Below are 24,773 nucleotides of genomic sequence, written 5' to 3' on the forward strand. Positions count from 1 at the left end.
TTTTTGAATTGCCGACCCGCTCGAAATATTGTTCTACGCAGTTCCAGGCAACCACTACGCACCTTCCTGGAATTGCTTCGGGCGGTTCAGCGTTTCATGAAATGCTGAACCGCCCTATTTCTTTGTTCGACCGGATCCGTTTCAGCGCAGGCGCTTCAGCTCTTGGACTCCACCAGCTTGCGGGCCGTATCGAACTCAATGCTCTTGGCGTCGCCTTCCTGGAATTTCCGATGCTCGTCGGCGGCATTGCCCGAAGCGTGCTTGAAGCTGTACCATCCGCCACCGGGCTCCATGCGCTGCTCGACATTGCCGTTATGGATGCGATGGCTGAAGCAGGTGCGGATCGGCGTCGCGGCATAGGTCTTGGACCGCCAGACAAGCTCCATGCACATCTTGCCGTCATTGGTCAGCAGCCATCTGCCTTCAGCGATGGAGGTGGAATCCGGTTTCGCCGTCCAGGCGCGCAGGCGCCTGTCCTGCGCGAAATAGGCGGCTCCATCCGCCCAGTTCCACGTGCGATCCGCGTAGTAGAGCTGCATCTCGAACGCCGTTGGAACGGCCTGGGCGGGGGCACGATCCTTCGCGGCTGCCATATTCACGGCAGCGGCAAGCTCGCCACACGCAATGAGAGCCATCAGCCAGGCGCGCCTCGCAAATGGCCGTTGCCGCGCCCGACTTTCCGCTTGATATGGCAATGCGTATTGAGCAGTCGGTATGGTGCGCGGTCGCATGTTGGTGGTCGCCTCCCCGATCCAGCGCCAACACGCACTCCAAGCCTTCCCCAAGGCATCGCAGTTGCCGCCCCCGCCCGCTATTAACCGCCACGCGCAGAGCGGTGTCAATCGGCGTTGTCGAACGGATCGAACACACCTTCTCGACGGGCCGGAACCAAGCTTGTGGATTCCAACAGGCTGCTAGTCTATAGGAGCAGCCGCATCGAAGGAGCCGCGGCCTTTGGGCTTTGGGCCTACGGGCCGCCGACAACCGGCAATGGATCCGATCCCCGGCCGATGCCGGGAATAGCGGACATCATCCGATGCCCACCGGAACGCGGTGGCGGAAGCCTGCGGAGAATTGGTTGAAACGAGCAGTCTCGATAGTCGTTACCCTGGCGCTGCTGGCCTGGCTTGCCAGCGACGCGCGCTGGAAGATGGTGGGCGACGCCTTCGACCGCGTCACGCCCGCCGCCTTCGTGGCCGTGGCCGTTGCCTTGTTCGTCACCTACGTGCTGCGCGCGCTGCGTGTCTGCGACGAATTCCGCGGCGAGGTGAACGGCCGTTTCGGCGCCTGCCTGCGCGTCATCCTGATCCACAACGCGATGATCAATGTCGTGCCCTTCCGCGGCGGCGAGACGGCCTTTCCGCTGCTTTTGCGCCAGGTTTTCGGCATCCCGATCATGCGCGCCAGCGCCTCGCTGCTATGGTTCCGGCTGCAGGACGCCTTCGTCGTCGGCATCCTCGCGTGCCTGGTGTGGCCAGGGCTGCATCCAGCGCTGCGGGCTGCGGGGATCGCGGCGCTGATGGTCGTCGCCTGGTACCTGCCCCGCTGGGCGCGCGCGCCGCACGACTGGGCGGGGCGCGGCCGGGTGGTGGCCAAGCTCGGCCGTATTCGCGACATCTTCACCGAGGCGACGGGACGCTCCCGCTACGGCTGGTGGTGGACGGTCGCCAACTGGGCGCTGAAGCTTTCGGTGCAGGCATGGCTGCTGGCGCTGATGCTGGGGACATCCTTCACGACCGCCTTTCCGGGCGTGGTCGGCGCCGAGGGCGCGGCTATCTTGCCGGTGCAGGGCGTCGCCGGCTTCGGCACCTATGAGGCGGGCGCGGCGGCGGCATTGCTCACCTCCGGCATCGCCTTGAAAAGCGGCCTGCAGGCGGCGCTCGCCCTGCATCTGTTCATCTTCGGCTCGGCCATCGCCACCGGCGCCATCGCCTGGCTGTTCCCCTCGAAATCAACGCTACCGGAAGATCCGGCCGCGGAAGCTGCAAGGAAGCCCTCGCTATGAACCTGCTGCCCATCCCTGCATCGGGTTTGCCCGACGGCGCGGTCATGCCCGAGCATAAGCTCTCGATTGTCATTCCGATGTACAACGAGGCCGACAATGTCGAGCCCCTGCTCGCCCGCATCCATCAGGCGATGGAAGGCTACAGCCAGCCGTGGGAAGTGGTGCTCGTCGACGACGGCAGCACGGACGCGACGCCGGCTGAGATCCGGCGGCTCGCCGCTGAATACGGGCCGCACGTGCACGCGGTCGAGCTGGTACGCAACTACAAGCAGACCGCCGCCATGCAGGCAGGACTCGACGCTGCGCGCGGCGATGTCATCGCCACCCTCGATGGCGACCTGCAGAACGACCCGTTCGACATACCGCGAATGGTCTACCGCCTGCTCAACGAGGACCTCGACCTCGTCGCCGGCTGGCGCAAGGACCGCCAGGAGGGCTTTCTGATGCGCCGGCTGCCCTCGCGCATCGCCAACAGGTTGATCGCGCGCGTCACCGGCGTGCGGCTGAAGGATTATGGATGCAGCCTGAAGATCTTCCGCGGCAGCGTCATCCGCAGCGTCAGGCTCTATGGCGAGATGCACCGCTTCATCCCGGCCTGGCTGGCGACGGTGACGACGCCGCGGCGCATCGCACAGGAAGTGGTGACCCATCATCCGCGCATCCACGGCCAGTCCAAATACGGCATCTCGCGCACCTTCAGGGTCGTGCTCGACCTGGTGTTCATGTATTTCTTCATGCGCTACCGCACGCGGCCCGGACATTTCTTCGGCGGCATCGGCATCGTGCTCGGCGCGGTGGGCTCGCTGGTGCTTGCCTATCTCCTGTGCCTGAAACTGTTGCTCGGCCAGGACATCGGCACGCGCCCGATGCTGTTCACCGGCTTCTTCCTGCTTATCGCTGGGGTGCAGATGGTGACGTCCGGTGTGCTGGCGGAATTGCTGGCGCGCGTCTATCACGAGGCGAACGGGGTGTCGGCTTATGTCGCGCGGCCGCGGCCGGATGAAAGCGACAGCGACGGCTGGTATCGCCTGGCGTCATGATTTGACCGGACTCTCATGGAACTTGCGCCAGCAATATCCCACCAAGGCCCAGGCGCGGCAGCGCGACGCTAGAACCTGCCGCGGTTGCGAGGTCGAGGACGGGCTGCGGAAGTTCGTCGACTGGTACCGCAGGCAATGGCGGCCGGAGGGCAAGAGGCAAGGCGCAAGGCCTGCGCCAGCCTCTCGCCCTCGGCTCGCGCCCCCCGGCGAAAGATCTGTGTCGCGAACAGTGGTCCGAATGCCGACTGCCTGTCTCGCTGCTCCGGAAATATTAGAGGGGGCTGATTAAAATTCAGGCAAACGGCGTGGTGAGCACCGTCTTTAACCGCCGTGCCGGATATTATTAGAATGCGAACGATCGTCCGGGCATCGAGGGGCGCCCCGCCCAACGCCCCCTACACGCATCCGTCGACAAACGGGCCGTTCACCCACAGCGATCCGTTGTTGTACATGCTGGTGCCGCTGCCATCGGTGTAGCCGGTGGCCCGGTTGTCGATGTGCAGCCTGCTGTTCGGCACCAGCTGGCCGTTCACCTTGACGCTCTTGATGAACAGGTTGCGATCGCCTGGCTTGCCCTGCCCAGCCCACAGGTCATTGGCAAAACGAAGCTCGATCAAATGCGGGCTGGCCACGGCGCTGAGGTCGACACGGAACGGTTTTGCATCCGCCGACGCCGCCTGCAGCTCGGCGCCGATCTCGTCGGGCGTTACGGCCTTGCTTTGCACGCCCGACACGTTGATCTGGGCGACGGGCTTGCCATCCACCAGGACATCCAGGCGCGGCGGTCCTTCGAACTCCGTGCCGGTGGCGTCGATCTCCAGGTTGGTGACGGTGCAGCGCGCGGTGTTTTTGGCCTCGGCAGCGACCAGATCGGCGACGCGCCGCCGCTGCGACTGCACCCATCCGGCGATCGGCTGCAGCAGCGCGTTGCGGTCGCTTTTGTCGTTGAAGAGATTTGTCCGCTCGTCGGGATCGGCCTTGAGGTCATACTGCTCGACCTTGCCGGTGGTCGCGTTGAAGACGACCTTGCGGTCGTCCTCGCGGTAGCCGAACAGGAAGCCAGCCCAGGGATTGAAGAAGAAGGTCTTGTTCGGCCGCTGCTCGCTGAACAGGCTGCGCCCCTGCCACTGCTTGGGCAGCGGAAGACCGAGTATGTCGAGGATGGTCGGGGCGATGTCGACGATGCCGCCGACGGAATGCACGACCTGATCATGGAAGAGATGCTTGTTGATCATGATCAGCGGGATGTGGACGTTCTCCTCATAGATCGCGCTGGCATGGACATAGTCGTCATGCTCTCCGAACGCCTCGCCATGATCGCCAAGGATCACGACCAAAGTCGAATCGAGCTTGCCCGACTGCTTCAGCGACTCGAGGATTTCGCCAAGCGCCGTATCGCCGACCTTGAGGGCATTGAGGTAGGCATTGAATTTTTCGTCGTCCGAGTAGTGGACCAGCCCGGTGTGGGAGGAAGGCGCCATCTTCGAGAACATCGGGCTGTCGGTGATGTAAGGATAATGGGTCATCGCCGTGAACATGATGGCGAAGAAAGGATTCCCCTCGTCCTTGTTCATCCAGTCGATGGTCGACTGCGCCGTGCACAGATCACTGTTGTAATCCATGTTCTTCCAGTGCTCGGAACTGAGCTTGAAGGTGGGAGTGGCGCATTTCTGCCCGCGATAATCCTGGATCGTATCAAGCCCCTTGTTGAGCAGGAATTCGTCGACGCGCTGGAACCGGGAATCCGCGCTCCAGAAGAAGCCGGTGCGAAAGCTGTGCGCGGAGAGCGTGTTGGAGATCGAATCCAGCGGCAGATACGGATGCTGCATCGTCATGCCGTAGTATGAGATGTCGTTGTACATCGAGGTAAACAGAGAAAATAGCGAGTAATGCGTGGAAGGGGCATGCGCGTAGATGTTGTCGAAGCGTATGGAGTCCGCGGCATAGCTCTTGATGTTCGGCGTGACCGGGTACTTGCCGCCAAACGTCTCGATGTATTTTGACGGCACCGACTCCATCATGAAGATCAGCACGTTCTTGATGGGATTCGGCGTCGGCGCCTTGAAGCTGGAGGTTTCCGGCGGACGCTCGCCGACGCTGGCGACATCTGGATCCTTGTCGTTGGCGCTCATGGTCAGCACCACCGGCGTCGGACTGAGCAGGGCCGATTCGACGAAATGCACGATCGGATTGTCGATCTTCGCCGCCGGCAGCGCTTCCGCATGCACGTGATAGCCCGTGCCGACCAAGGCGCCCGCGACGCCGAGCACGAGTGCGCCCAGAAGGACCCTGTGACCGATGACACCCAGCCGCAGCCACAGTCTGGCCGCGGCAGAGCCGAGAACAAGCACCAGGGCGATGGACACCGACAGGATAGCGACTTCCCTGAAGTTGAGCGCGTCGCCCATGGCGTTCCTGGCGTCCGCATTCTGGAGGAAGTCGCCATAGACCAGCCACTGGAAGGTGAACGGCTCGCCCAGCATCTTGACCAGATTTATGTTCGCAAACCCCCAGCTCAGCGACACCAGGACGGCAAGGTAGAAAAGGAAGAAGACGACGGCGGACCCAAGACGGCTGGCCTTGAGCAGAAAGAGCAGGATCAAGGCTGTCACCGTCATCGACGCTATGACGACGAGGTCGTAGTAGCTCGATGCCAATCCCTTGGGGATGGATGCCACAAGGCCCCCAAGCGTCGTTTGCGGATCGACGATGATGCTCCGGTAGACGCCAAGCAGCAGCCACGACAGCAGACCAGTGCAAATGATCTGCAGGCTCATGCACCGGAAACGCACGTCGCGCGCCGAAATCGGGCTCACCTTCGATGCTCTCCGGACGCTCACGGCTCTGCCCTGCCCGCCATGCCGGTACGGCTCGCCGAGCCAGTGCCGCCAATGATGTCGGCAATCGCAGCAACACTCATAGGAATACCCGCCGCCAGTTTGCGCTTCGGCCCGGCCACGGCCAAAAGCCTTCAAACCCCCATGACAGAATCGGTCTGCGCCGAAAAAGAGTCAACAAAATCAAGCATGCGTTAACCAAGCTTGTTGAGGATTGGTTAACCGAACGCCTGATCGACGCAGCTTTTGGCCCGCCGCCTGCCGGTCCGGACATCGGCTAAGGGTCGGAAGCCGACGAACTTTCGACGCAGGGCGACGGCGGCGCCGCGACCGCCCTCGCCGCCCGCACCGCCCTCACCCCAGCGCGTATAAAGCTTCCGTGGAAATGGCCCTGAAATAGGCGGTGAATTCCCAGTAGTTCTCGATGCGCTCGGCAAAGGGGCGCGGCGGCGACTTCAGGGTCTCAGTCTTGAAACGGTCGAGGCGCTGGGAGCCGCCGAGATAGGCTATGATGGCATTTCCGACCAGCGGATCGGCGATGTCGCCATAGTGGATCGGGAAATATGGCTGCCCGGTCTCGAACAGCACGGATTTGATCTTGGCCCGAAACAGGTTGAGTTCGTTGAGGTAAGAATTAAACCGGTCGATGTCGAAACGCACTTTCTTGCGGTCATCGCCAGCGGGCAGCGGCTCCGAGGCATCGACAGTCCAGACGCCGGACGCCTCGGCCTCAAGCAGTGAAAGGAAGGACGCGACCGGGTTCCTGACGAGCCAGAGCTTCTTGACGCTGTCGTCTTCCAGCACCGGAAGAATGGCCGGCCGCGTCTGCTCGGGAAATAGGTGGAAGCCGACAAAGCGGGCCACCGGGTCGTCGAAGATCCGCGCGATGAATTGCTCGGGGTCGGCGTCACGCACCTCGACGGCCTCACGGGGCAGGTTCATCTTCTCGTGGTAGTCGTTGCGCAGGCCGACAAAGGTCGAATTGAAGACCTCGCCATGCATCACCATCCCGTCATACTGATTGAGATGGCGGTTGAGCGCTTGGGATCCGGTCCTTGGCGAGGCGATAAGCACGAACTTTTGACATGGCTGCATTCGCACGAGGCCCGCGAAGACGACGACGGCACCGAAAATACACCAACGACCCCTTGGATCAATTGCACCGCCGCAGCATGGATCGGCGATGGCGGGCGCTGCCCAGCGCCCGCCATCGTGATGCTTTTCAACACTGGTTCGCGGGATCAGCCGCCGCGCAGTCGGGTCGGACCGAGGCTGGCGATGGTCGTGCCGCGCTGTTCGGAAGGACATGTCGGCAGAAAGCGGCTCGCATCGGCGTAGGTCATCGTCGCGATGGAACCCTTCAGCCCGCCGCGCTTGGCGATCCAGCCGCGAACCCAGCCGGGATAGTTCTTCATCATGAAATTGGCGGCCACCTGGTTGCCGCGCGCGCCGGCGCCATACGGCAGGTGAAAGCCGAACGACGCGCGCTGCGTGATGCAGACCTTGCTCCTGGGCATCGACAGATAGAGTGTGCAGGCCGAGTCGCAGGCGCCGCTGAAGCGCACGAAGGTGCCGCTGCGGCGCATCTTCAGCGCACGGATAGCATAGTCGATCACATAGCCGCCGCGGTCGCCGCTGATCGTCTTGACGTTGGCACTGCCGAGGTTGATGCGCGGCCGCATAAGTTGGTCGGCGGAGCTCGCCGAGACCGTGGCGCCCATTACGACGAGCGCACCGAGAAACATCATTGTCGTTTTCATTTGCGCCTCCTGATATGCCGTCATGACTAGCCAGGAGCCGTAAAGATTGCTTATGCCGCGTCGCTAAAGTTGTAACAGTCGTTTGATTGCACAGCCATTTTAGGAACTGCTTGAGGACTTGGTTTACCGACAGCGCAGAAGCATGATCACCAAAAAGTAAACCTGGCACGGGCATCATGACGGAAGGGATCGCGCCGCGGAGGCGCTTGCGGTGGAACTGAACAAGGAATTTCGATGGCCGTTGGTGGCAAGGAGCTAAGGCCGTTGCAGCCGGAAGGCGGGCGTCGCCGCGTCTGTGTCATGACGAGCGTGATCGGCCGTCGCGGCGAAGACGAAGCGGCCATGGTCGCGCTGGCCAGGCTTTTCGCCGCGGACGGCGACGAGGTCACCCTGCTATGGGTGCCGGGCCAGCAAGAGCCCTCCTCCGAAACGATGGCGGCGCACCGCCACGCGCTGGAGACGACCTCGGTCCGGCTGCATGTGCTCGACAGCTCGGATCGGTTGCTGCCCTCGCTGGCGACGCCCGAGAGCCGGTCGGCCGCCGTGCTGCACTATCTCGAACGGTCCGGCCACGACCTGGTCTATGCGCCGCTCGAGGGCGGGCTGCCCTACTTCACCTTGCTCGCGGCCGAGACAGCAGCGTTCACCGCGCCGCCCATCGTCATCGTCGCCCATGCTCCCGCGCAATGGGAGCATGAAGCCGACAAGGCATTCATGGACAGCACCTCGGCGATTGCCGTCGCCTTCATGGAGAAATATTGCGCCGAGATGGCCGACGGGACGATCTGCGTGTCGGCAGCCTTACGCAGGTGGATGGTGTCGAAGGGCTGGAAGGCCAGGAAGTTTTCGGTGATACCGCTGTTGCGGGACGCTGTAGACCCTGCCGGCGCGCTGCCGTCGACCGGCAAGGGAAGCGCAAGCGAGCTTGTCGTGCTGGCCGGGTGGCGGCATCGCGATGGTCTGACGCTGTTGTGCGATGCGCTGGACATCCTTGCGACGGCGGCGCCCAAGGACCTTAGCATCACCGCCTTTGGTCCGTTCGGAAGGATCATGGGCGAGCATAGCGGCGGACTGGTTGTGCGGCGCGCCGAGCGATGGCCGTTCAAGCTTAACCTGTTGGCGAATGCGGACCTGAACACAAGGCTCGACCGTGCCGCCAGGACCGGGGCGCTTGCGGTCGTTCCCGCGCGGGCCGCATCGACCGGCGCGACCGTCGCAGCCTGCATCGAGGCGGGGTTGCCGGTCGTTGCGACCAATGTCGGCGCGAACGCCGAGGCCTGGCTGGCCGAGGCGGGCCAGCCAGGCCTGGTCGAGCCCGACCCCGCCGCGCTGGCGCAGGCGATCTCGGCGGCGCTCGACGATCCGCCGCGCGTCCAGCGGATCGACCGCCTGCGCCAAACCCGGCAGGCCTGGCTGGATACGCGCGATCCGCCGCGCAGGCGGGCCCGCAAGGGCGCCGGACCATCGCCGCTGGTTTCGATCGTCATGGCCCATCGCAACCGGCCGTCCTATCTGAAACAGGCGATCGCGGCGGTCGAGGCTCAGACCTACGAAAATCTGGAACTGGTGCTGGTCGACGACGGCAGCGACCTGGACGAAGCCAGGCGATTGCTGGACGCGCTGGAACCGGGCTTCCGCCAACGCGGGTGGAAGATCCTGCGCCGGCCGCACAAGCACCTCGGCGCGGCCCGAAACGCCGGCATTCGCGCCACGCAGGGCGAACTGGTCCTGTTCGCCGATGACGACAATGCGCTGTTCCCGGAGGCGGTCGAGCATTTCGCCCGCGCCATGTCGGCTTCGGGCGCGGATATCTGCACCGCGTTCCAGTTGATCTTCTACGAGGACACCGTGCCCGACGACCGCGGCGACGGGCTGATCCACTATCTGCCGCTAGGCGGCCCCGACGCGCTCGGCCTGATCCACAACGTCTATGGCGACGCCAATGCGATGGTGCGCCGGTCTGTCTTCTCGCGCATCGGATACCTGGTCGAAGAGCCGGGCTATGCTATGCACGACTGGGAATTTTTCGCGCGGGCCTCGCTTGCCGGGCTGAAAATCAGGCCGATCCCGAAGCCGCTTTACTGGTACCGGTCGAAACCGGACGGCATGTTCCGGATGTCTAACTGGTATGACAATCGCCGCCCGGTCCTGAAGACATTTGGCTCGAGCCAGTTCGATGGCGCCGGGCTGCTGCACCAACTGGCCATCGCCCAGAATACGACACGGTCCGAAATCGAGAGCGCACGCGAGAACCTGCGGTACACTCCCGCCTATCGAGACTATCTGGAGCTCTGCGACCTCGAGCCGAACAGCGATGCGACCCTGGAGAAGCTGGCGCGCATCGCCCGCTCGGTGGGCCGCGGCGATACCGCGGCCGGCTTGCTTGGACGGCCCGCAGCTGTCGATGTCACGGAACGTCCCGATGATGGCGGCGGTTCAACCATCCTCGTCTTTGATGTCTTGCGGACCGCCAGGCTGCTGACGCCGCGCGTCTCGGCCCTGCCGCTGCTGCTTGTCGCGCCGGATGGCGGCGGGGTGTTCCTGCGCCCCCACCCCGACGGCGCGGTGGCGGCCTCGCTCGATCATCAGTTTCCTCCCTTCTTCCGGGCGATCGAGGCTACAGTCGAAATCGCGCATGCCGACGCGCCGGCACTGGACTTCGCGCTTGCGCTTGCCCGCCCCGATCAGACCATCGACTGGCAGAGGGACATATCCGGGCAGACCCTTGCCTTCTCGGGCTGGATGACGGTCGCGGACAAATTCGCGCGCCGTAGCCTGGTGGCGACGCTTCGTGCACGGCGCAAAATGCCGCTCTCGATCATGCTTGCGGTTCGTTTCGCCGGAAGCCCCAACGGCGCTCCGACCAACGCCTTCTTTCGGACGCTGACACTGATCGGCGACTGAACCGCGTCGTGCGGGAACGGATTCAGCCGGCGCGCTTCAAATCTTTGTTTTCATGCACGTCGTTCTCCCAAAAACCGCCGGAGCGTTAGGGCGACATGCAGCGCGTCGGCCGCGGATCCGGCCGTTAACCTTGCGCCAGGATGGCGCCCGGCACGCCACGGATATGGTTGACAAATTGCTAACAAAACAATAATTTCAATGTGGTGCGTGGTGAAAGGGGCTTGTTATGCGTAAAATCCAATCGCTACTATTGGGTGGGCTAAGTATTCTTGGCGTGAGCGTCGCTTTCTCTGGCGCGGCGCAGGCGCAATTCGAAGGTGGGATCCAGGAGGCCGAGCTCGCTTGCGAGCAGGCCCTGAAGATCGGTACGATCGAGGCGCTCGAAGACTATCTGCATCGTTATCCTAATGCTCCGACGGCCTGCAAGGCGCTTGCCCTGAACACGCTGGCGCAATTCAATCCGAACGGCGGCGACGGAAATAACGGTGATGGCGGCGGCGGTTACGGCGGGTAGAATCAGCCGTATCCACAATTCGATCGTTCGTCAGTTCAAGTGGCCGCGCTTTGACGCGGCCTAACGGCGTTTGAGACGAACTCGGCGTAGCGATCCGAGGTTCTCATCCAGCCGAGTTCGACAAGTTGCGCGGCGTCACGATAGCGAACGGAGCGTTGGTCCCGAAGCGACAGTTTCGGATCGCGCTCCAATGCCTCCATGTAGGCGGCGCGCTCCTCCAGGGTCTTTTCCTTAAGCTGCGTGTTCTCGCTCAGTGACGACGCTGATTTCTGGCGGAAACCCCAGACGAATTTGAAATGCAGCAGCGCGACGCGGAGCTCGCTGAACTGAACCTTGCTGATCGTGTGCTGGGCCACATGATAGCGCCTGCCCCGCTCCCATCGCACGATCGGCACCTTGGTCAGACATGGCGGGAAGGTCTGCTTGAACCGGCCGTGCCAGAAGACGCGCTCCCTGACGCCACCGAACATCTGCTGCGGCGGGTACTTGCCGTCACGCGCCCGCAGCCAGCCCGGTTCCGGATCGAAATAGGGTGAGGCCTCGATAAGCGGGAGCGTGCCGTCATAGTGGCACTCCGCCAGCGGGCCGTCGGCGTACATGTCGATCATAGAGCCGATCACCGCGTCGGCGTCGGTCGAGTCAAGATAGTCGCAAAGCCGGTGCAGGCTCACCCGCTCGAAATCCGGGTAGACCAGCAATTCGTCGGCGTCGATCGAGAGGCACCAGTGGCCAGTGCCGAAGACGTTCATCAGCGTGTTGATCCAACGCGGCGGATCGATGTTCTCGGCGAAGTGCGATCCTTCCGTGTGGAAGCAATGGCTGTCCGGCTGCTCCAGGATCAGTTCGAGCGTCCCGTCCGTCGAACCATTGTCGAGGAAGAAGAAACGATCGACGCCGAGGCCGCGATAGTGATCGAGAAGCTTGGGCAGCAGTGTCGCTTCATTGCGCAGTCCGACAAAGCACAGGATCTCGCCCTTGCTTACGTCGATCTGCCGGTCGTCCAGCCGTTCGAGGTGTTTCGGAGATCGATGGCCAAGCATGCGAGCGTCATGATCCGGGTTACGCGAAAGCGAGTGGGTATTGTGGCTCCGCGCGGCGATTATCCCCGCGAGACAATTATCAAAGTGTTATCCTACTGTTGGCAAGACTGTCCGCTGCCGCTGATGATCAAGGGGGACTGATTGAGCATTGGTTCTAAGCTAGGCGCGACGCCCAAGGCCAAGCGACAGGCAAGCCACAAGCCCCGCAATGTATGCGTCGTTTCAGAGGTCGAGTTCGGTTCGATTTCGACCGCCGATCCGGGGTCGGCGACCTACGCGCTGGCGCAATATCTTGCGGTAACCGGCGACACCGTCACGCTGCTATGGGTGCCGAGCCCGATCGGCAGCCAGCCCGACGAGGAGGAGATCGCCAGGCTCGGCAAATGGTGCTTCGACAATTTCCTGGTGCGGCTCGAACTGTTGCCGCAGTCGCCCGAGCTGCTGCGCGGCCTGGACTCGAGCGACAAGCATTCGGTGGCCGTCTACCATTACCTCAAGCAGAACGCTTACGACGTCGTCTACTTCGCGCTCGAGGGCGGACTGGCGCATTTCCCGACCGTTGCCAAACGCACCGGGGTCTTTCCCGATCCGCCCGCGATCGTCGTGCTCGCCCACGAACCGCTGGTGTGGAAGCTGCAGGCCAATGGCCGGGCGGTCGAGCGCAAGGAGCAGATGACCATCGCACATATGGAAAGGACCTCGGCAGAGACCTGCGACCATCTCGTGGTCACCGGCCAGTCGGTGCTCGACTGGATGACCAAGGCAGGCTGGAAACTGCCCGCCAGCCGCCACGTCGCCGTCCCGCTCGTGCCGGAGGAATGGCGTTCGAACTTCCACTCCGATCCCTATCGGCGGCGACCGCGGCTCACCACCGAAATCGTTCATTTCTCCGGCACCGAGGCGCGCAGCGGGCTGACGCTGTTTTGCGATGCGCTCGATCGTCTGGCCGACAGCGGCATCACCGACCTGGCGGTGACGGTCGTCGGCGCGTTTGGCCATATGCTCGGCGAGCATTCGGGCGGGATGATCGTCCGGCGCGCGCGGCAATGGCCGTTCAAGCTGAAGCTGCTGCCCATTCGCGACGAACCCGAGATCTTCCGATACCTGCGGCAGAGCCATGCGCTGGTGGCGATCACGCATGCGGCTGCGCAGCTTCCGATGGACGTGGTCGCATGCCTCGACGAGGAGGTCTCTTTCGTCGCGACGGACGTCGGCAGCATACGCGACATGCTGCACCCGAAGTCGGCCGACACCGTCATGATGGAGGCTTCCGCGTCCGCCATCGCGGCCAAGATCGCGGAGGCGCTGCAAAGCCGCGCGATCAGCCCGGCGAAGCCGCTGCACGGGCGTGCGGCGCGCGAGAAGGCCTGGAGCCGGCTGCACGCGAAATTCCGCCGGGAGCCGCGCAAGGCCGCCGGCTCGCGGCGGAGCCGGCCGCCACTGGTGTCGATCATCACCGCGCACTACAACCGGGCGCGGCTGCTGCCGCAGGCAATCGCCTCGGTTCGGCGCCAGGACTATCCCAACATCGAACTGATCGTCGTCGATGACGGCAGCACCGATCCTGAGGCAATCGAACTTTTGGCCGACCTCGAACCGGAGTTCGAGCAGCGCGGCTGGCGGATTATCCGGCAGAAGAACGGCTTCCTCGGCAAGGCGCGCAACACAGGCATCCGCGCCGCCAAGGGCTCGCTGATCCTGTTCCTGGACGACGACAACGCACTCTTCCCGAACGCGGTCAGCACGTTCGTCGCAGGCATGCAGAATTCCGGCGCCGACATCTGCACGACCTTCGCCAAATGGCTTAACGAACCCTTCGTGCCACCGGATACTAAGGGCGGATACATGCTCTACTTTCCGGTCGGAGGGCCGCCCGACATTGCGCTGATCACCAATCCCTATGGCGACGCCAATGCGATGTTCCAGCGCGAGGTGTTCGACAGGGTCGGCTATCTCAATGAAGAGCGCGGCTTTTCAGCGAGCGATTGGGAATTCTTCCTTCGCGCGGATCTGGCGGGCCTCGAGATCATCACCGTGCCGGAGCCGCTCTATTGGTACCGGTCGGCGCCGACAGGGATGAACCGGAATGCCGAATGGCTGAGGAACCGCAGGCCGATCATCGACGTCTTCCGCAAGCACAAATTCGCGCATACGGACATGTTCGTGCAGCTCGGCATCAGTTCGAATACCGCCAGTCATGAAAAGGACCTCAACCTCTGGAACCTTGAGCTGCGCGTCAAGGACGAGCGCTATCTCAGGCTGAGCTCTGGCCCCGCCAACGCCGCCGATGCGATGCAACTGCTGGCCGAGATCGCGGCCCGCGAGGGCAGGCCAGACACGGCGATCTCGCTGCTCGCCCATGCCGGCCGGTCCGACTTCACACTCGGCGTCGTCGACATGCTCAACGCAGCCGCCGACGAGACCGTGCCGGAGCTGCATTCCTCGCTTTACCGCGAGCAATACCTTTCGGCCGAGCCGCTGCGCCTTGCTCATGTCGCTTCGCATCCCGATGCCGTTGCGGATTTGCTGAGCTATGTCGAACGATCGCCGGATCAGCTGTTTCTCGAAGCAAGGGGCGGCAACGTGACGATGGCCCTGCTGAAGGGCGTCTGCCCGCCGGGCGTCATCGGCGCAAGCTGCTGGATCTACCTCGACGAGGACCTTACTGGAACCGCGCAGTTCCAGCTTGCGATCGTCGACGCGGAAAACCAGACTTTCGGCGAGCTTGCCGGAATGCTCGATTTTGATGGCGGGAGCGGCTGGGCCGATGTCAGCCGGCCGCACGAGCCGCGCGAAATAAGAACGGCCATCAGTTCGCCGGCGTCGGGCCGGCGCGATCTGCTGCTCGCGGTCCGGTGCGGCGGAGGCCGCCCGCAGGCGCGTGTGCTTGGCGGCTTTTCGAGCATCCAGATTCGCCATGTCGTTTCGAACGGGGCGAGACACCCGCGTCTCAACGCGCCGCAGGAGCGCCGGCGCATGCGCCGGATTACCAATGACGAGATCAAGCAAGCCTCGCTCGTAACCAACCATCCCTCCGACCTGCCGACGCTGCTCGTCGCCGGCGACGATGGCGGCCTGTTCCTGCGGCCGAACACGCATGGTCCGGTTGTCGCGGCCCTCAAGTCGGCTTTCCCGGCTTTTGCCAGAAGTGTCGTCGCGACGGTGGAGATCGCCCATGAGGAGGCGTCGCCCTTCGAGTTCGCCATGGCGCTGGGCAGGCCGGAGGAAAAACTCTCGTGGAAAGGCGATGCCCCGAGCGGCGCCCTCGCCTTCTCCGGATGGACACGGGTTCCGAGACCTTTCGAGCTGCAGGATTTGAAAGTCTCGATCCGGGAAATAGATCGCAAATGGCTGACGATCTACCTGGCCATCCGCCTGCCGCGCGGCTCCAGGCCGATGCCGTCCAATGCCTTCTGGCGCAAGCTGCTGCTGTTGTGGGACTGACGAGCGCGCCGGCCGCGGTTTGCCACCTTGCCGCAGTAAAGAATGCGGCGTTAGACTAAGCCGCAGCGAGAGGCGCCAAGACAATGAAGAAATCATTCATCCTTGTTCTAGCCTTTATTAGCACTGCCGCAAGTACGGTAGATTTCAGCGCGGTCGCCCAGGAACGCGACCTTGGCCCAAACTGCACGCAGTGGAACTCCTATCGCGTCCTGTTCAACAAGGGCGACGGCAAGATATCGACGGATTCCGCCAGCGCGTTGAAGGCCTTCATCAAGGATGCCGGACAGGATTGCGGCTACAGGCTCTATGCGACGGCGAGCAAGGAAGGTGGCTACGACAAGGCTGACGGCATTGCCGGCCGCAGGCTGAATGCAACCAGCGATTTCCTCAAGGCGCAAGGCGTCAAGCCGGAAATGGTGCTGGCGCTTTCGCATTGGGTCGACGATGGCGCCGCCGACACGAAAACGGCACGCAGCGCGATCCTGTACACCTTGCCGAAGCAAGGGATATCGTGCCGGCAATACGAGAAGCGCGCGCCTGTCCAGGTCCATCTGTTTTTCGACAGCCAGTCCTCTGTGATTTCATCGCAGATCAAGGATGACCTCGATAAGTTCGCCGCGAGCATCAAGGACTCGCGTTGCAACGTCGAACTGACGGCGTTGGCGGCCAAGGAATTCAAAGGCGCCAATGCCGCAAAGACAAACAAGGCGCTGGCCAAGCAGCGCGTGAAGGCGATGGTGGACATTCTGACCGCGGCCGGGATCGACAGTGACCGGCTCATCGACACGAACGTCGAATATATCGGCGACAGCAAGCCGAACACCGCCAGGAATCGCCTGGCGACCGCATCGCTGATGTAGCGGCCCAGGGAACGTGAATCCGCAGGCGCCATCACCCGCGCCGCGCTTCGGCTATCCCGGCTGCAAGTGGACGCCCCTGTCGCGGACCAGCAGCCAGCGCAGGCTCCATGCCAGCACGACATTGAACAGCGCGAGGCCGCCGAGCACAGCGAGCGTGCCCTGCGCTCCAGTCCATTGCATCAGCACCGCGCCGATCGACGGCGCGGCCGCCTGTGCAATCAGGCTCGGCATGGCAAGACGGCCCATCAGCTTCGCGTAGCCTGACGGACCGAACAGGGCGAGCGGCAAGGTGCCGCGCGCGATCGATTCGAGACCGATGCCAGCGCCGTAGAAGCCGAGCGCCACCGGCACGGCCGGCATGCCGGCCCACAGCGCCAGGACACCGATGGCGACGAAGCTCGCCGAGGCAAGCTTGGTCCAGATCGGATGGTGATAGCGCGCGATCATCATCTCGACCGCGCGCGCCGTTACCTGCGAGGGGCCCACCAGGGCTCCGAGACCGACAGCGGCGGCGAGCGCCAGGTCGCCGGCCTGCAGGATCGACAGCAAATGCACCGAGAGCGTCGAGGAAATCACCGCCGCCAGCGTGATGGTGCTGGCGAGCAAGGCCATGACGGGCAAGGACGGGTTGACTGGCCTTGCAGCGGCGGCGTTTCGATCCACATCGGATGCCGCGCTGCGTTGCGGCACCCGGCGCGGCAGCAGCGTGAGATAGAGCGGCAGCGCGATGAGGAGTTGCACGGCGGCATAGGCAAGGCAAGCGCCGCGCCAGCCGATCGTGCTCAACAGGAAAGCCGAGATCGGCCAGCAGACGGTGCTGGCCAGGCCGCCGAACAGGGTGAGCGTGGTGATGGCCGAACGCGCGCTATTGCCGTAAAGGCGGCCAAGCGTGGCGAAGGCGGCGTCGTAGAGTCCTGCCCCCATGCCGAGCCCGATCACGAGCCAGGCACCGATATAGACGGGAAGCGAGGGCGCCGCGGCCAGGCCGATCTGGCCGGCGCCGATGCAGAATGCGCTGAAGGCGAGCACGTTACGGCCGCCATGGCGCTCGATCGAGGAGCCGACGCGCGGCGATATCAGGCCGGCGACGAGAAGCCCGAGCGACAAGCCGCCAACCACCCATGCCAGCGGCCAGCTGGTGTCGCGGGCCACCGCCGGTGCGATGACCGCCGGCAGATAGTAGGACGAGCCCCACGCCATGATCTGCGTCAGGCCGAGCACGGTGATGATGATGCCGCGGCCGCGCATGCCGGCCATGCTGCTCATGCGGCAACGCCGCAACCGCAGCCGCCCCTGCCGGCGGCTTTCGCCTCGGCGTCGGCGACGCAGCAGCCGTCCGCCGCTTCCGGGGCCGGACCACCACAGCAGCCGGCGAACGTCTTGCCGGTCACGGTGACCCCACCCGGCACCGTGCAGACGCCGGTCTCGGGCAGGACCAGTTGCACCGCATCGGCCGAGGCGACGTCGCCGGCCAATGCGGCCGCGACCGAGCGCACCTGCTCGTAGCCGGTCAGCAGCAGGAAGGTCGGCGCCCGGCCATAGCTCTTGATGCCGACCGTATAGACGCCGGGCTCGGGATGGCTGAGCTCGCGGTGCCCATGCGGCGGCACGTCGCCGCAGGAATGCTCGTTGGGATCGATCAGCGGCCCCAGCGCCCTGACGCCTTCCAGCCATGGATCGAGGTCGAGCCGCAATTCCCTGGTCAGGCTGAGATCGGGCCGCTGGCCGGTCGCGGCGACGATTCGGTCGATAGGGCCGATGCGCCGCAAACCGTCCGCCGTATCGCCCTCGACAATCAGCCGGCCGTCTTCCTCGCGAATTGCCGTCGTGGCAAACCCTGTGACCAATTGGACGCGGCCGCTCTCGGCAAGGTCCCTGACGTCGGATCCAAGTTCACCGCGGGCCGGCAAGGCATCAAGATCGCCGCCGCCATAGATGCGCACCAGATCGGTGCCGCGCGTCGTCCAGATGAACGTTGTGCCCGGCTCGTCATCCGCCACCCTGGCCAAGTCGAGCAGGGCATTGGCGGCCGAATGGCCGGACCCTGCCACCAGCGTGGCGCGGCCGCCGTAAAGGGCCCGGTCCCGGCCGAGAATGTCGGGAATGCCGTAAGCGATGCGGTCGGCGAATTCCGCCTCTCCCTCCGCCGCGATGCCGCCGGCGCCGAGCGGATTGGGCGTGCGCCAAGTGCCGGAGGCATCGATCACGGCACGGGCGCGGTCGCGCCTGATGCCGCCGGCGGTTTCGACCACCAGCATGAAGGGACGCGCCTCGCGTCCGCCGCCGCGCACTTTGTCGGCGCCCCAGCGGGAGATGCCGGTGACGCGGGCGCCGGTCTCGATCACCGGCGACAGTTCCGGCAATCTCGCCAGCGGCTCGAGGTAGAGCGCGACAAGATCATCGGCCGTGGGAAAGGTCTCCGGATCGGGCATCTTCCAGCCCGTCGCTTCCAGCAGTTCCCTCGCCGCCCGATCGACGCAGTAGCGCCAGGGCGTGAACACCCGCACATGGCCCCAATCCCTGAGATTGGAGGCTACAGCGGTACCGGCCTCGTAGAGCTTCACCGGCACGCCCTGTTCCAACAAATGAACGGCCGCCGCCAAGCCGACAGGGCCGCCGCCGATAACGGCGACCGGGAGATCGTTCTGCTCGCTCATGCTCCCACCTTCCATAATTCCGGGATTATCGAAATATCGGGCAAAAAATCATGCCGCCACCTCTCCCGTGGCGGGGTTGCAGGCGGCGTCGGCGCAGCATTCGTCGGCGAGGAAGCCGATCAGATCGCGCATGATCGGATAGTTGGCGCGGCAGATCAGCGTCGTCGCCTGCCGCTCCTGACTCACCAGCCCGGTCAGGATCAGCCGGTGCAGATGATGCGACAGCGTCGAGGCGGCGATGCCGAGGCTTTCCTGCAGATAGCCGACCGGCCGGCCGGCCTCTCCGGCCCTGACCAGGATGCGATAGAGATTGAGCCGCGTCGGATTGCCGAGCGCTTCCAACTGCTTTGCTGCTTGTTCGAGTTTCATGGAAATATGGCTATGCCAGGTTGGGCGGCGCCGTCAAGGGAATTTCGAACATTATGGAAATATGCAGGTAGCAATCCGCCCAACGCCAACGCGGCTGGCCTGCAGATGATATAGGCTATCATCAATCAAGACGGAGGCATGGTCGCCGATCCTGCGCATGGGCTTCGGCGGCGAGTGAACATGGAAAGCGAAGGCACAACCATCGTCCTGGGCATCCCAATTCCGTCCATCGATCCGGTGTTTCTGGGCGTTGTAGGTGTCCATATTCTGTTTGGGCTTGCCGCCTTGACCACCGGCGCTGCCGCGATGTTCGCCCAAAAGGGGCGCGGCCGGCACTCGAACTTCGGCAGCATTTACTTTTGGTGCCTGTTCGGCGTGTTCGTGACTATGAGCGCCTTGTCGCTCCTGCGCTGGGCGGAAAACTACCATCTGTTCGCGCTGGGATGCATTTCTTTCGCATCTGCCTATTTCGGGCGCACGGCCGCCCGACGACACTGGCGCCAATGGCCCAGGCTGCATCTCACCGGCATGGGGATGTCCTACGTCGTAATGCTTACCGCATTTTACCTCGATAACGGCAAGAACCTGCCCTTATGGAGGGAGCTTCCAACTATTGCATTTTGGGTTCTGCCCAGCGCGATCGGAATGCCGATAATCCTCCATGCCTTGTTTCAGCACCCGGTCGTCCTGGACTTCGATCGCTCGCGAGCGGCAAGCACCAGATCCGCAAACCCAGACTGAGAGGCGAGCGCCTTTCGGTGCTACGTCAGACGACCCGCTTGCCGTCGGCGCCGATCACCACCTCGCCGTCCTCCTTGGTGAACGGGCCGATGTCGGGATTGGACAGGATGTCGAGCACCGCTTCCGACGGCCGCGCCAGTATCGTGCCTTTCGGCGTCACCACGATCGGCCGATTGATCAGGATCGGATGCGCCAGCATGAAATCGAGGATCTCGTCGTCGCTCCATTTGGGATTGCCGAGATTGAGCTCGGCATAGGGCGTGCCCTTCTCGCGCAGCAGCTGGCGCGGCGTCATCGCCATGGCGGCGATCAGCTCGACGAGCTTTTCGCGCGACGGCGGCGTCTGCAGATATTCGATCACCTCGGGCTCCTCGCCCGACTGCCGGATGATCGCCAGCGTGTTGCGCGAGGTGCCGCAGGCAGGGTTGTGATAGATGGTGATGGTCATTCGGCGGCTCTCATCTCAGGTTTCGGTTCAGCAAGCAGCCAGCCGGCCAGCGCCAGCGCAAGCAGCGCGCCTAGCAATTCGGCAACGATGAAGGCGGGGACGTCGAGCGGCCGGATGCCGGAAAAGGTGTTGGAGAAGGCGCGCGCGACGGCCACCGCCGGATTGGAAAAGGAGGTCGAGGCGGTGAACCAGTAGGCTGCGGTGATGTAGAGCCCGACCAGCCAGGGGATGGCATCGCCGCGAAAACGCAGGCCGGCGAGAATGGTGAAGACCAGCCCGAAACTCGCGACCAGTTCGGCGATCCACTGCCCCGCCCCGCTCCGCACCGTCGTCGACAGTTCGACGAGAGGCAGGCCGAACATGGCATGCGCGACGACCGTGCCGGCGAGGCCGCCGAGCAACTGGGCGACGACATAGCAAAGTGCGGCATGCCAGCCGATCTCGCGCCTCAGCCCGAACACCAGCGTCACGGCCGGATTGAAATGGGCGCCGGAGATCGGGCCGAGGACTGTGATCAGCACCACCAGGATAGCGCCGGTCGGCAGCGTGTTGCCGAGCAGGGAAAGCGCGACGTCGTCGGTGAGACGATCGGCCATGATGCCCGAGCCGACGACAGCGGCGACCAGCATGGCGGTGCCGAGCGCCTCGGCGGCGAGACGGCGGGGAAGATCGACAATCATGAGCGGATCCGCATATGTTGCATTGCTAGCATTTGCAGGTCACGGCCCGGAGGACCGGCTGGCAGAGTTCCGGCGCGCCGTTGCAGCAATCCTCCATGAGATAGGCAAGCAGGTCGCGAAAGCCGGTCATGTCGGCGACGTAGCGGATCACGCGCCCTTCTCGCGCCGCGCGGACCAGTCCGGCATGGTCGAGCACCTTCAAATGCGCCGACATGGTGTTCTGGACGATTTCGAGCCGCGCGGCGATTTCGCCCGCCGGCAGGCCGCCCGCCCCGGTCTTCACCAGAAGGCGGAAAACCTCCAGGCGCGTGTTCTGACCAAGCGCCGCCAAGGCGCGAAGGGCCGCTTCCCTGTCCATCCATATATCCTTAAATCCGGATTTGAGGATGCTTAGTAACGCAACATGACAGACAGATGACAGCGGGCGTGACGAGGATCGGTCGGGTGCACCAATGGAACTCAGAACGTATCGAAGCGACGCTCCACGTCGCGCGCGAACATTTCGCGCTTTTCGTCCGATATGCTGTGAACGGAGTATCGCGACAGGTACAGATGCCGCACGCCCGGCCGCACATGGTCTTCAGTCCGCGCAGCAGCACCTTCTTTCCGGGGTTCTGCATATAGAGTTGGGTGTACCACCACGGCGACCCGCATGTGGTGACCACGCCCATGCGGCGGATATTGAGCAGCGCCGGCTTGATCAGGCCGTCATCCGGCGGCACCTCGTAAGCGATGCCTGGGCGCCACACCCGATCGAAATAGCCTTTCAGTATGGCGGGCATGCCCGACCACCAGGTCGGAAAGCAGAAGACGCATGCCTCTGCCCATAACAGCGCATCGACATAGACCTGCAGATCCTTCGGCACCTGGGAGGGATCGTAATGGCCACGCCATTCCTCGGGCAGCATCGCCGGGTTGAACTTCATCTCGTAGAGGTCAAAGTCGATGACCTCGTCGCCTCTTGCCTTGAGCGTCTTGACGACGCGCTGGTGAAGCGATGCCAAATAGCTGTCGGCCGCCGGATGCGCGTAGACTACATTGACCTTCATTGGATGACGCCCTCAAGCCTTCCACCCGAAGCTATTAGTCGAAGCTAATAGGCTTGCCTAGCTGCCGGAGCGCCCCGCATGCGGCGCCCTCCTGCCCGCTTCGACTAGGCCACGCAGATGCCGGGCACCGAGACCTTCTGGAACAGATGCGGCGAAGCCACAGCCGAGGACGGATAGGCCGAGATCTTCGCCCTGAACTGCGGATGGGAGAAAGCGGCGCGGAAGGCGGCGGTCGATTCCCACACGGCATAGTTCAGGTAGGTCGGGCTTTCGCCGATCGCGCGGTGAAGCTGGGTCGAGATGAAACCCGGCTGCTGCTTCATGAAGACAGCGTCGTCCTGCCAGACGTCGAGGAAGGTTTGCTCGTCGGCCTTGTCGAGCGTGAACACGTTCACCAGCACGACGGGGGCGGCGTCGATCGCGACCTGGCGGTCGATCGGGAAAGCAGGGTCGAGGGGGCGCATACGGGTCATGGGAGGCTCCTTCAATTGGTGTTATGATGTCAATCTGTTATGATGCATACATATACATTTGACAACATGATGTCAATATAGATATAAGGTGACAAATGCCCGATACAAAGCGAACACCGACCGGCAAGGCTTTGAGCGATCTCATTCTCGACCTGTTCAGGCTGAACAGCCGCATCAGCGCTGCCGGCGACAGGCTGGTCGCCGATCTCGGCCTGACCAGCGCCCGCTGGCAGGTGCTGGGAGCCATCGTCGCCGCCGAGCGTCCGCAGCCGGTGGCGTGGCTGGCGCGCGATCTCGGCGCCAACCGCCAGAACGTGCAGCGCATCGTCAACGACCTCGAGGGCGAAGGACTGGTCGCCTTCAGGATCAACCCGCATCACCGGCGGGCGCAGCTTGTCGTGCTGACCGACGACGGGCGCGAAGCCTACGACGCGGCCATGCGCCTGCAGGCCCCCTGGATCAACACCCTCGCCGACGGGCTTGCCGTCGAGGACATCAACACCATGCACGGCGTGATCACGGCACTACGCAAAAAACTGGAAGGCAACGATGACGCTGAAGAGCAGGGCTGACCGCTGCGGAACGGTGGCTGTCCCATCCCTTGCTGAGCGCCGCCCTCATCCTGGCGCTGCTCGCTTCCCAGCATCGCCAGCTTTGGACGGCCCGAACCGGCGCACAGTACACCGCGCGGCTGCGTTGCCAAGCGCGGCGATTTCGCGCAACGGTTCCGACAACCGCAATGACCGCAGTAGCCTCACCGATGCCAGTATCCCGTGCCCGATAGCTCAATACTCGTCACCGGAGCGCGCGCGCCGGTGGCGCTGCATCTGACGCGGCTGCTGTATGGCGCCGGACACCGGGTGATCCTCGCCGACACACCTGCCCGCCCGATTGCTGCCGCCAGCGTGGCCTGCGCACGCTACTACCGCCTGCCGCGACCGCGCTTCGAGCCGGCGGCCTACGCCGAGGCGGTCGAGGCGCTGGTGCGCGCCGAAGGGATCGGCCTGGTCATCCCGACCTGCGAGGAGGTTTTCCATCAGGCGCTCGCCTGGCGCGACCGCGCGATCCCGGCGCGCCTGTTCGCGCCCGGCATCGAGTTGCTCGCCGAAGTCCACAACAAACATGCCTTCATCCGGCTGGCCGAACGGCTCGGCCTGGCGGTGCCGGAAACGGTGCTGCTGCAATCGCGCGACGATCTGGGGGCCATGCGCGGCCGCGCGCGCGAATTGGTGTTCAAACCGGTGTGGTCGCGCTTTGCCAGCCAGGTGCTTTTGCGCCCCTCGCCCGGCGCACTCGATGCCGTCAATCCCTCGCCCGCCGCGCCCTGGGTGGCGCAGCGCTTCGTGCCCGGCGAGGAGATCAGCGCCTATGCGGTGGCGCGCGGCGGCAGGCTAAAGGCATTCTCGCTCTACCGATCGCTCTATCGCGCCGGCAAGGGTGCCGGCGTCTTGTTCGAGCCAGCCGAGGACGCGGCCGCGCGGCGGCTGGTCGAGCGCATCGTCGCCGCCACGTCATGGACCGGACAGATCTCCTTCGACCTGATGCGGCAGGCAGACGGAACGGTTCTGCCGCTGGAATGCAACCCGCGCGCCGTCAGCGGGCTGCATTTCTTCCGCGATCCGGCGCGCTTTGCGAACGCGGTGCTGGGAGACGGGCCCGAGGTCAGACCCGATGTCACCGCGCCCCAGACCGCGCGGCTCGCCATGTGGATCTACGGGCTGCCGGCGGCCTTGCGCTGCGGTGGCCTCGGCCGCTTCCGCAAGGCGATGCGTGAGGTCGAGGAACTGCTCGACTGGCCTGATGATCCGGCGCCGGTGAAGGCGCAATGGGCGGCGCTGGGCGAGATCGCAGGCGTTGCGCTTCGAGAGCGCATCAGCCTGCAGGCGGCATCGACGCGCGACATCGAATGGAACGGGCCGGACGAGTGACGTCGGCAGGAGGGCGAAGGAATG

At 64.0% G+C, this 24,773-nt stretch carries 22 protein-coding genes; 9 read left to right on the forward strand and 13 right to left on the reverse strand.

Annotated elements, in window-relative coordinates:
• Positions 1 to 155: 155 nt before the first annotated feature.
• Complete coding sequence (locus tag EJ073_RS10215) at positions 156 to 635, reverse strand: DUF995 domain-containing protein (protein WP_126055613.1); 480 nt, start codon at positions 633 to 635, stop codon at positions 156 to 158.
• A 443-nt stretch (positions 636 to 1,078) separates the two neighbouring features.
• Between EJ073_RS10215 and EJ073_RS10220 the strand changes: the two genes are divergently transcribed.
• Positions 1,079 to 2,005, forward strand: coding sequence for a lysylphosphatidylglycerol synthase domain-containing protein (locus EJ073_RS10220; protein WP_126055614.1), 927 nt, complete (start codon positions 1,079 to 1,081; stop codon positions 2,003 to 2,005).
• Positions 2,002 to 3,045, forward strand: a complete 1,044-nt coding sequence (locus EJ073_RS10225) for a glycosyltransferase family 2 protein (protein WP_126055615.1) — start codon at positions 2,002 to 2,004, stop codon at positions 3,043 to 3,045. The genes EJ073_RS10220 and EJ073_RS10225 overlap by 4 nt, the downstream gene beginning before the upstream one ends.
• Positions 3,046 to 3,440: 395 nt before the next feature.
• Here the strand turns inward: EJ073_RS10225 and EJ073_RS10230 are convergent, their stop codons facing one another.
• The 3 genes from EJ073_RS10230 to EJ073_RS10240 all read right to left on the reverse strand — a co-directional run bounded on the left by EJ073_RS10230 (position 3,441) and on the right by EJ073_RS10240 (position 7,642).
• On the reverse strand, positions 3,441 to 5,861 hold the full coding sequence (locus EJ073_RS10230) for a sulfatase-like hydrolase/transferase (RefSeq protein WP_126055616.1): 2,421 nt from the start codon (positions 5,859 to 5,861) through the stop codon (positions 3,441 to 3,443).
• A 375-nt stretch (positions 5,862 to 6,236) separates the two neighbouring features.
• Positions 6,237 to 6,977 carry a hypothetical protein gene (locus tag EJ073_RS10235; RefSeq protein ID WP_126055617.1) on the reverse strand — a complete coding sequence of 247 codons (741 nt, stop codon included), beginning with the start codon at positions 6,975 to 6,977 and terminating at the stop codon, positions 6,237 to 6,239.
• Between the two features lie 146 nt (positions 6,978 to 7,123).
• Positions 7,124 to 7,642, reverse strand: coding sequence for a hypothetical protein (locus EJ073_RS10240; protein ID WP_245455529.1), 519 nt, complete (start codon positions 7,640 to 7,642; stop codon positions 7,124 to 7,126).
• Between the two features lie 234 nt (positions 7,643 to 7,876).
• Here EJ073_RS10240 and EJ073_RS10245 point away from each other — a divergent pair, with 234 nt between their 5' ends.
• Positions 7,877 to 10,546: a DUF6212 domain-containing protein gene (locus EJ073_RS10245; RefSeq protein ID WP_126055618.1), complete on the forward strand. Its 2,670-nt coding sequence runs from the start codon at positions 7,877 to 7,879 to the stop codon at positions 10,544 to 10,546.
• Positions 10,547 to 10,772: 226 nt separating this feature from the next.
• Positions 10,773 to 11,060, forward strand: coding sequence for a hypothetical protein (locus EJ073_RS10250; RefSeq protein ID WP_126055619.1), 288 nt, complete (start codon positions 10,773 to 10,775; stop codon positions 11,058 to 11,060).
• A 35-nt stretch (positions 11,061 to 11,095) separates the two neighbouring features.
• Here the strand turns inward: EJ073_RS10250 and EJ073_RS10255 are convergent, their stop codons facing one another.
• Entirely contained in the window at positions 11,096 to 12,100 is a 1,005-nt protein-coding gene (locus EJ073_RS10255; protein ID WP_126055620.1) for a glycosyltransferase family 2 protein, read from the reverse strand.
• Between the two features lie 141 nt (positions 12,101 to 12,241).
• Between EJ073_RS10255 and EJ073_RS10260 the strand changes: the two genes are divergently transcribed.
• Both EJ073_RS10260 and EJ073_RS10265 read left to right on the forward strand, forming a co-directional pair.
• Positions 12,242 to 15,544, forward strand: coding sequence for a DUF6212 domain-containing protein (locus EJ073_RS10260; RefSeq protein WP_126055621.1), 3,303 nt, complete (start codon positions 12,242 to 12,244; stop codon positions 15,542 to 15,544).
• An 83-nt stretch (positions 15,545 to 15,627) separates the two neighbouring features.
• On the forward strand, positions 15,628 to 16,404 hold the full coding sequence (locus tag EJ073_RS10265) for an OmpA family protein (RefSeq protein WP_126055622.1): 777 nt from the start codon (positions 15,628 to 15,630) through the stop codon (positions 16,402 to 16,404).
• A 51-nt stretch (positions 16,405 to 16,455) separates the two neighbouring features.
• On the opposite strand, the gene EJ073_RS10270 is transcribed toward EJ073_RS10265, so the two are convergent.
• The 3 genes from EJ073_RS10270 to EJ073_RS10280 are packed head-to-tail and all read right to left on the reverse strand — an operon-like array spanning position 16,456 to position 19,430.
• Entirely contained in the window at positions 16,456 to 17,670 is a 1,215-nt protein-coding gene (locus EJ073_RS10270) for an MFS transporter (RefSeq protein ID WP_126055623.1), read from the reverse strand.
• Complete coding sequence (locus tag EJ073_RS10275; RefSeq protein WP_126055624.1) at positions 17,667 to 19,061, reverse strand: FAD-dependent oxidoreductase; 1,395 nt, start codon at positions 19,059 to 19,061, stop codon at positions 17,667 to 17,669. Before EJ073_RS10275 ends, EJ073_RS10270 begins: the two co-directional genes overlap by 4 nt.
• Positions 19,062 to 19,109: 48 nt before the next feature.
• Positions 19,110 to 19,430: a metalloregulator ArsR/SmtB family transcription factor gene (locus EJ073_RS10280; RefSeq protein WP_126055625.1), complete on the reverse strand. Its 321-nt coding sequence runs from the start codon at positions 19,428 to 19,430 to the stop codon at positions 19,110 to 19,112.
• Positions 19,431 to 19,610: 180 nt separating this feature from the next.
• Here EJ073_RS10280 and EJ073_RS10285 point away from each other — a divergent pair, with 180 nt between their 5' ends.
• A complete protein-coding gene (locus EJ073_RS10285; protein ID WP_189347699.1) occupies positions 19,611 to 20,171 on the forward strand; it encodes a DUF2306 domain-containing protein in 561 nt (186 codons plus the stop codon).
• A 25-nt stretch (positions 20,172 to 20,196) separates the two neighbouring features.
• Here EJ073_RS10285 and arsC read toward each other — a convergent pair whose 3' ends face one another.
• From arsC to EJ073_RS10310, 5 genes are all read right to left on the reverse strand, one after another.
• Positions 20,197 to 20,619 (reverse strand): arsenate reductase (glutaredoxin), encoded by a 423-nt coding sequence (gene arsC / locus EJ073_RS10290; protein WP_126055626.1) that lies wholly within the window; start codon positions 20,617 to 20,619, stop codon positions 20,197 to 20,199.
• Positions 20,616 to 21,299: an MIP/aquaporin family protein gene (locus EJ073_RS10295; protein WP_126055627.1), complete on the reverse strand. Its 684-nt coding sequence runs from the start codon at positions 21,297 to 21,299 to the stop codon at positions 20,616 to 20,618. Before EJ073_RS10295 ends, arsC begins: the two co-directional genes overlap by 4 nt.
• Before the next feature lie 25 nt (positions 21,300 to 21,324).
• A complete protein-coding gene (locus EJ073_RS10300) occupies positions 21,325 to 21,657 on the reverse strand; it encodes a metalloregulator ArsR/SmtB family transcription factor (protein WP_126055628.1) in 333 nt (110 codons plus the stop codon).
• A gap of 10 nt (positions 21,658 to 21,667) precedes the next feature.
• The gene (locus EJ073_RS10305) at positions 21,668 to 22,348 is read right to left on the reverse strand and encodes an NAD(P)H-dependent oxidoreductase (protein WP_126055629.1); all 681 of its coding nucleotides are present in this window, start codon (positions 22,346 to 22,348) and stop codon (positions 21,668 to 21,670) included.
• 104 nt (positions 22,349 to 22,452) lie between these two features.
• Complete coding sequence (locus tag EJ073_RS10310; RefSeq protein WP_126055630.1) at positions 22,453 to 22,821, reverse strand: antibiotic biosynthesis monooxygenase family protein; 369 nt, start codon at positions 22,819 to 22,821, stop codon at positions 22,453 to 22,455.
• 95 nt (positions 22,822 to 22,916) lie between these two features.
• On the opposite strand from EJ073_RS10310, the gene EJ073_RS10315 reads away from it, so the two are divergent.
• Both EJ073_RS10315 and EJ073_RS10320 read left to right on the forward strand, forming a co-directional pair.
• Entirely contained in the window at positions 22,917 to 23,393 is a 477-nt protein-coding gene (locus tag EJ073_RS10315; protein WP_126055631.1) for a MarR family winged helix-turn-helix transcriptional regulator, read from the forward strand.
• 201 nt (positions 23,394 to 23,594) lie between these two features.
• The gene (locus EJ073_RS10320; RefSeq protein WP_126055632.1) at positions 23,595 to 24,749 is read left to right on the forward strand and encodes a hypothetical protein; all 1,155 of its coding nucleotides are present in this window, start codon (positions 23,595 to 23,597) and stop codon (positions 24,747 to 24,749) included.
• Positions 24,750 to 24,773: the final 24 nt, after the last annotated feature.

The organism is Mesorhizobium sp. M4B.F.Ca.ET.058.02.1.1, assembly GCF_003952505.1.
Lineage (GTDB): Bacteria > Pseudomonadota > Alphaproteobacteria > Rhizobiales > Rhizobiaceae > Mesorhizobium.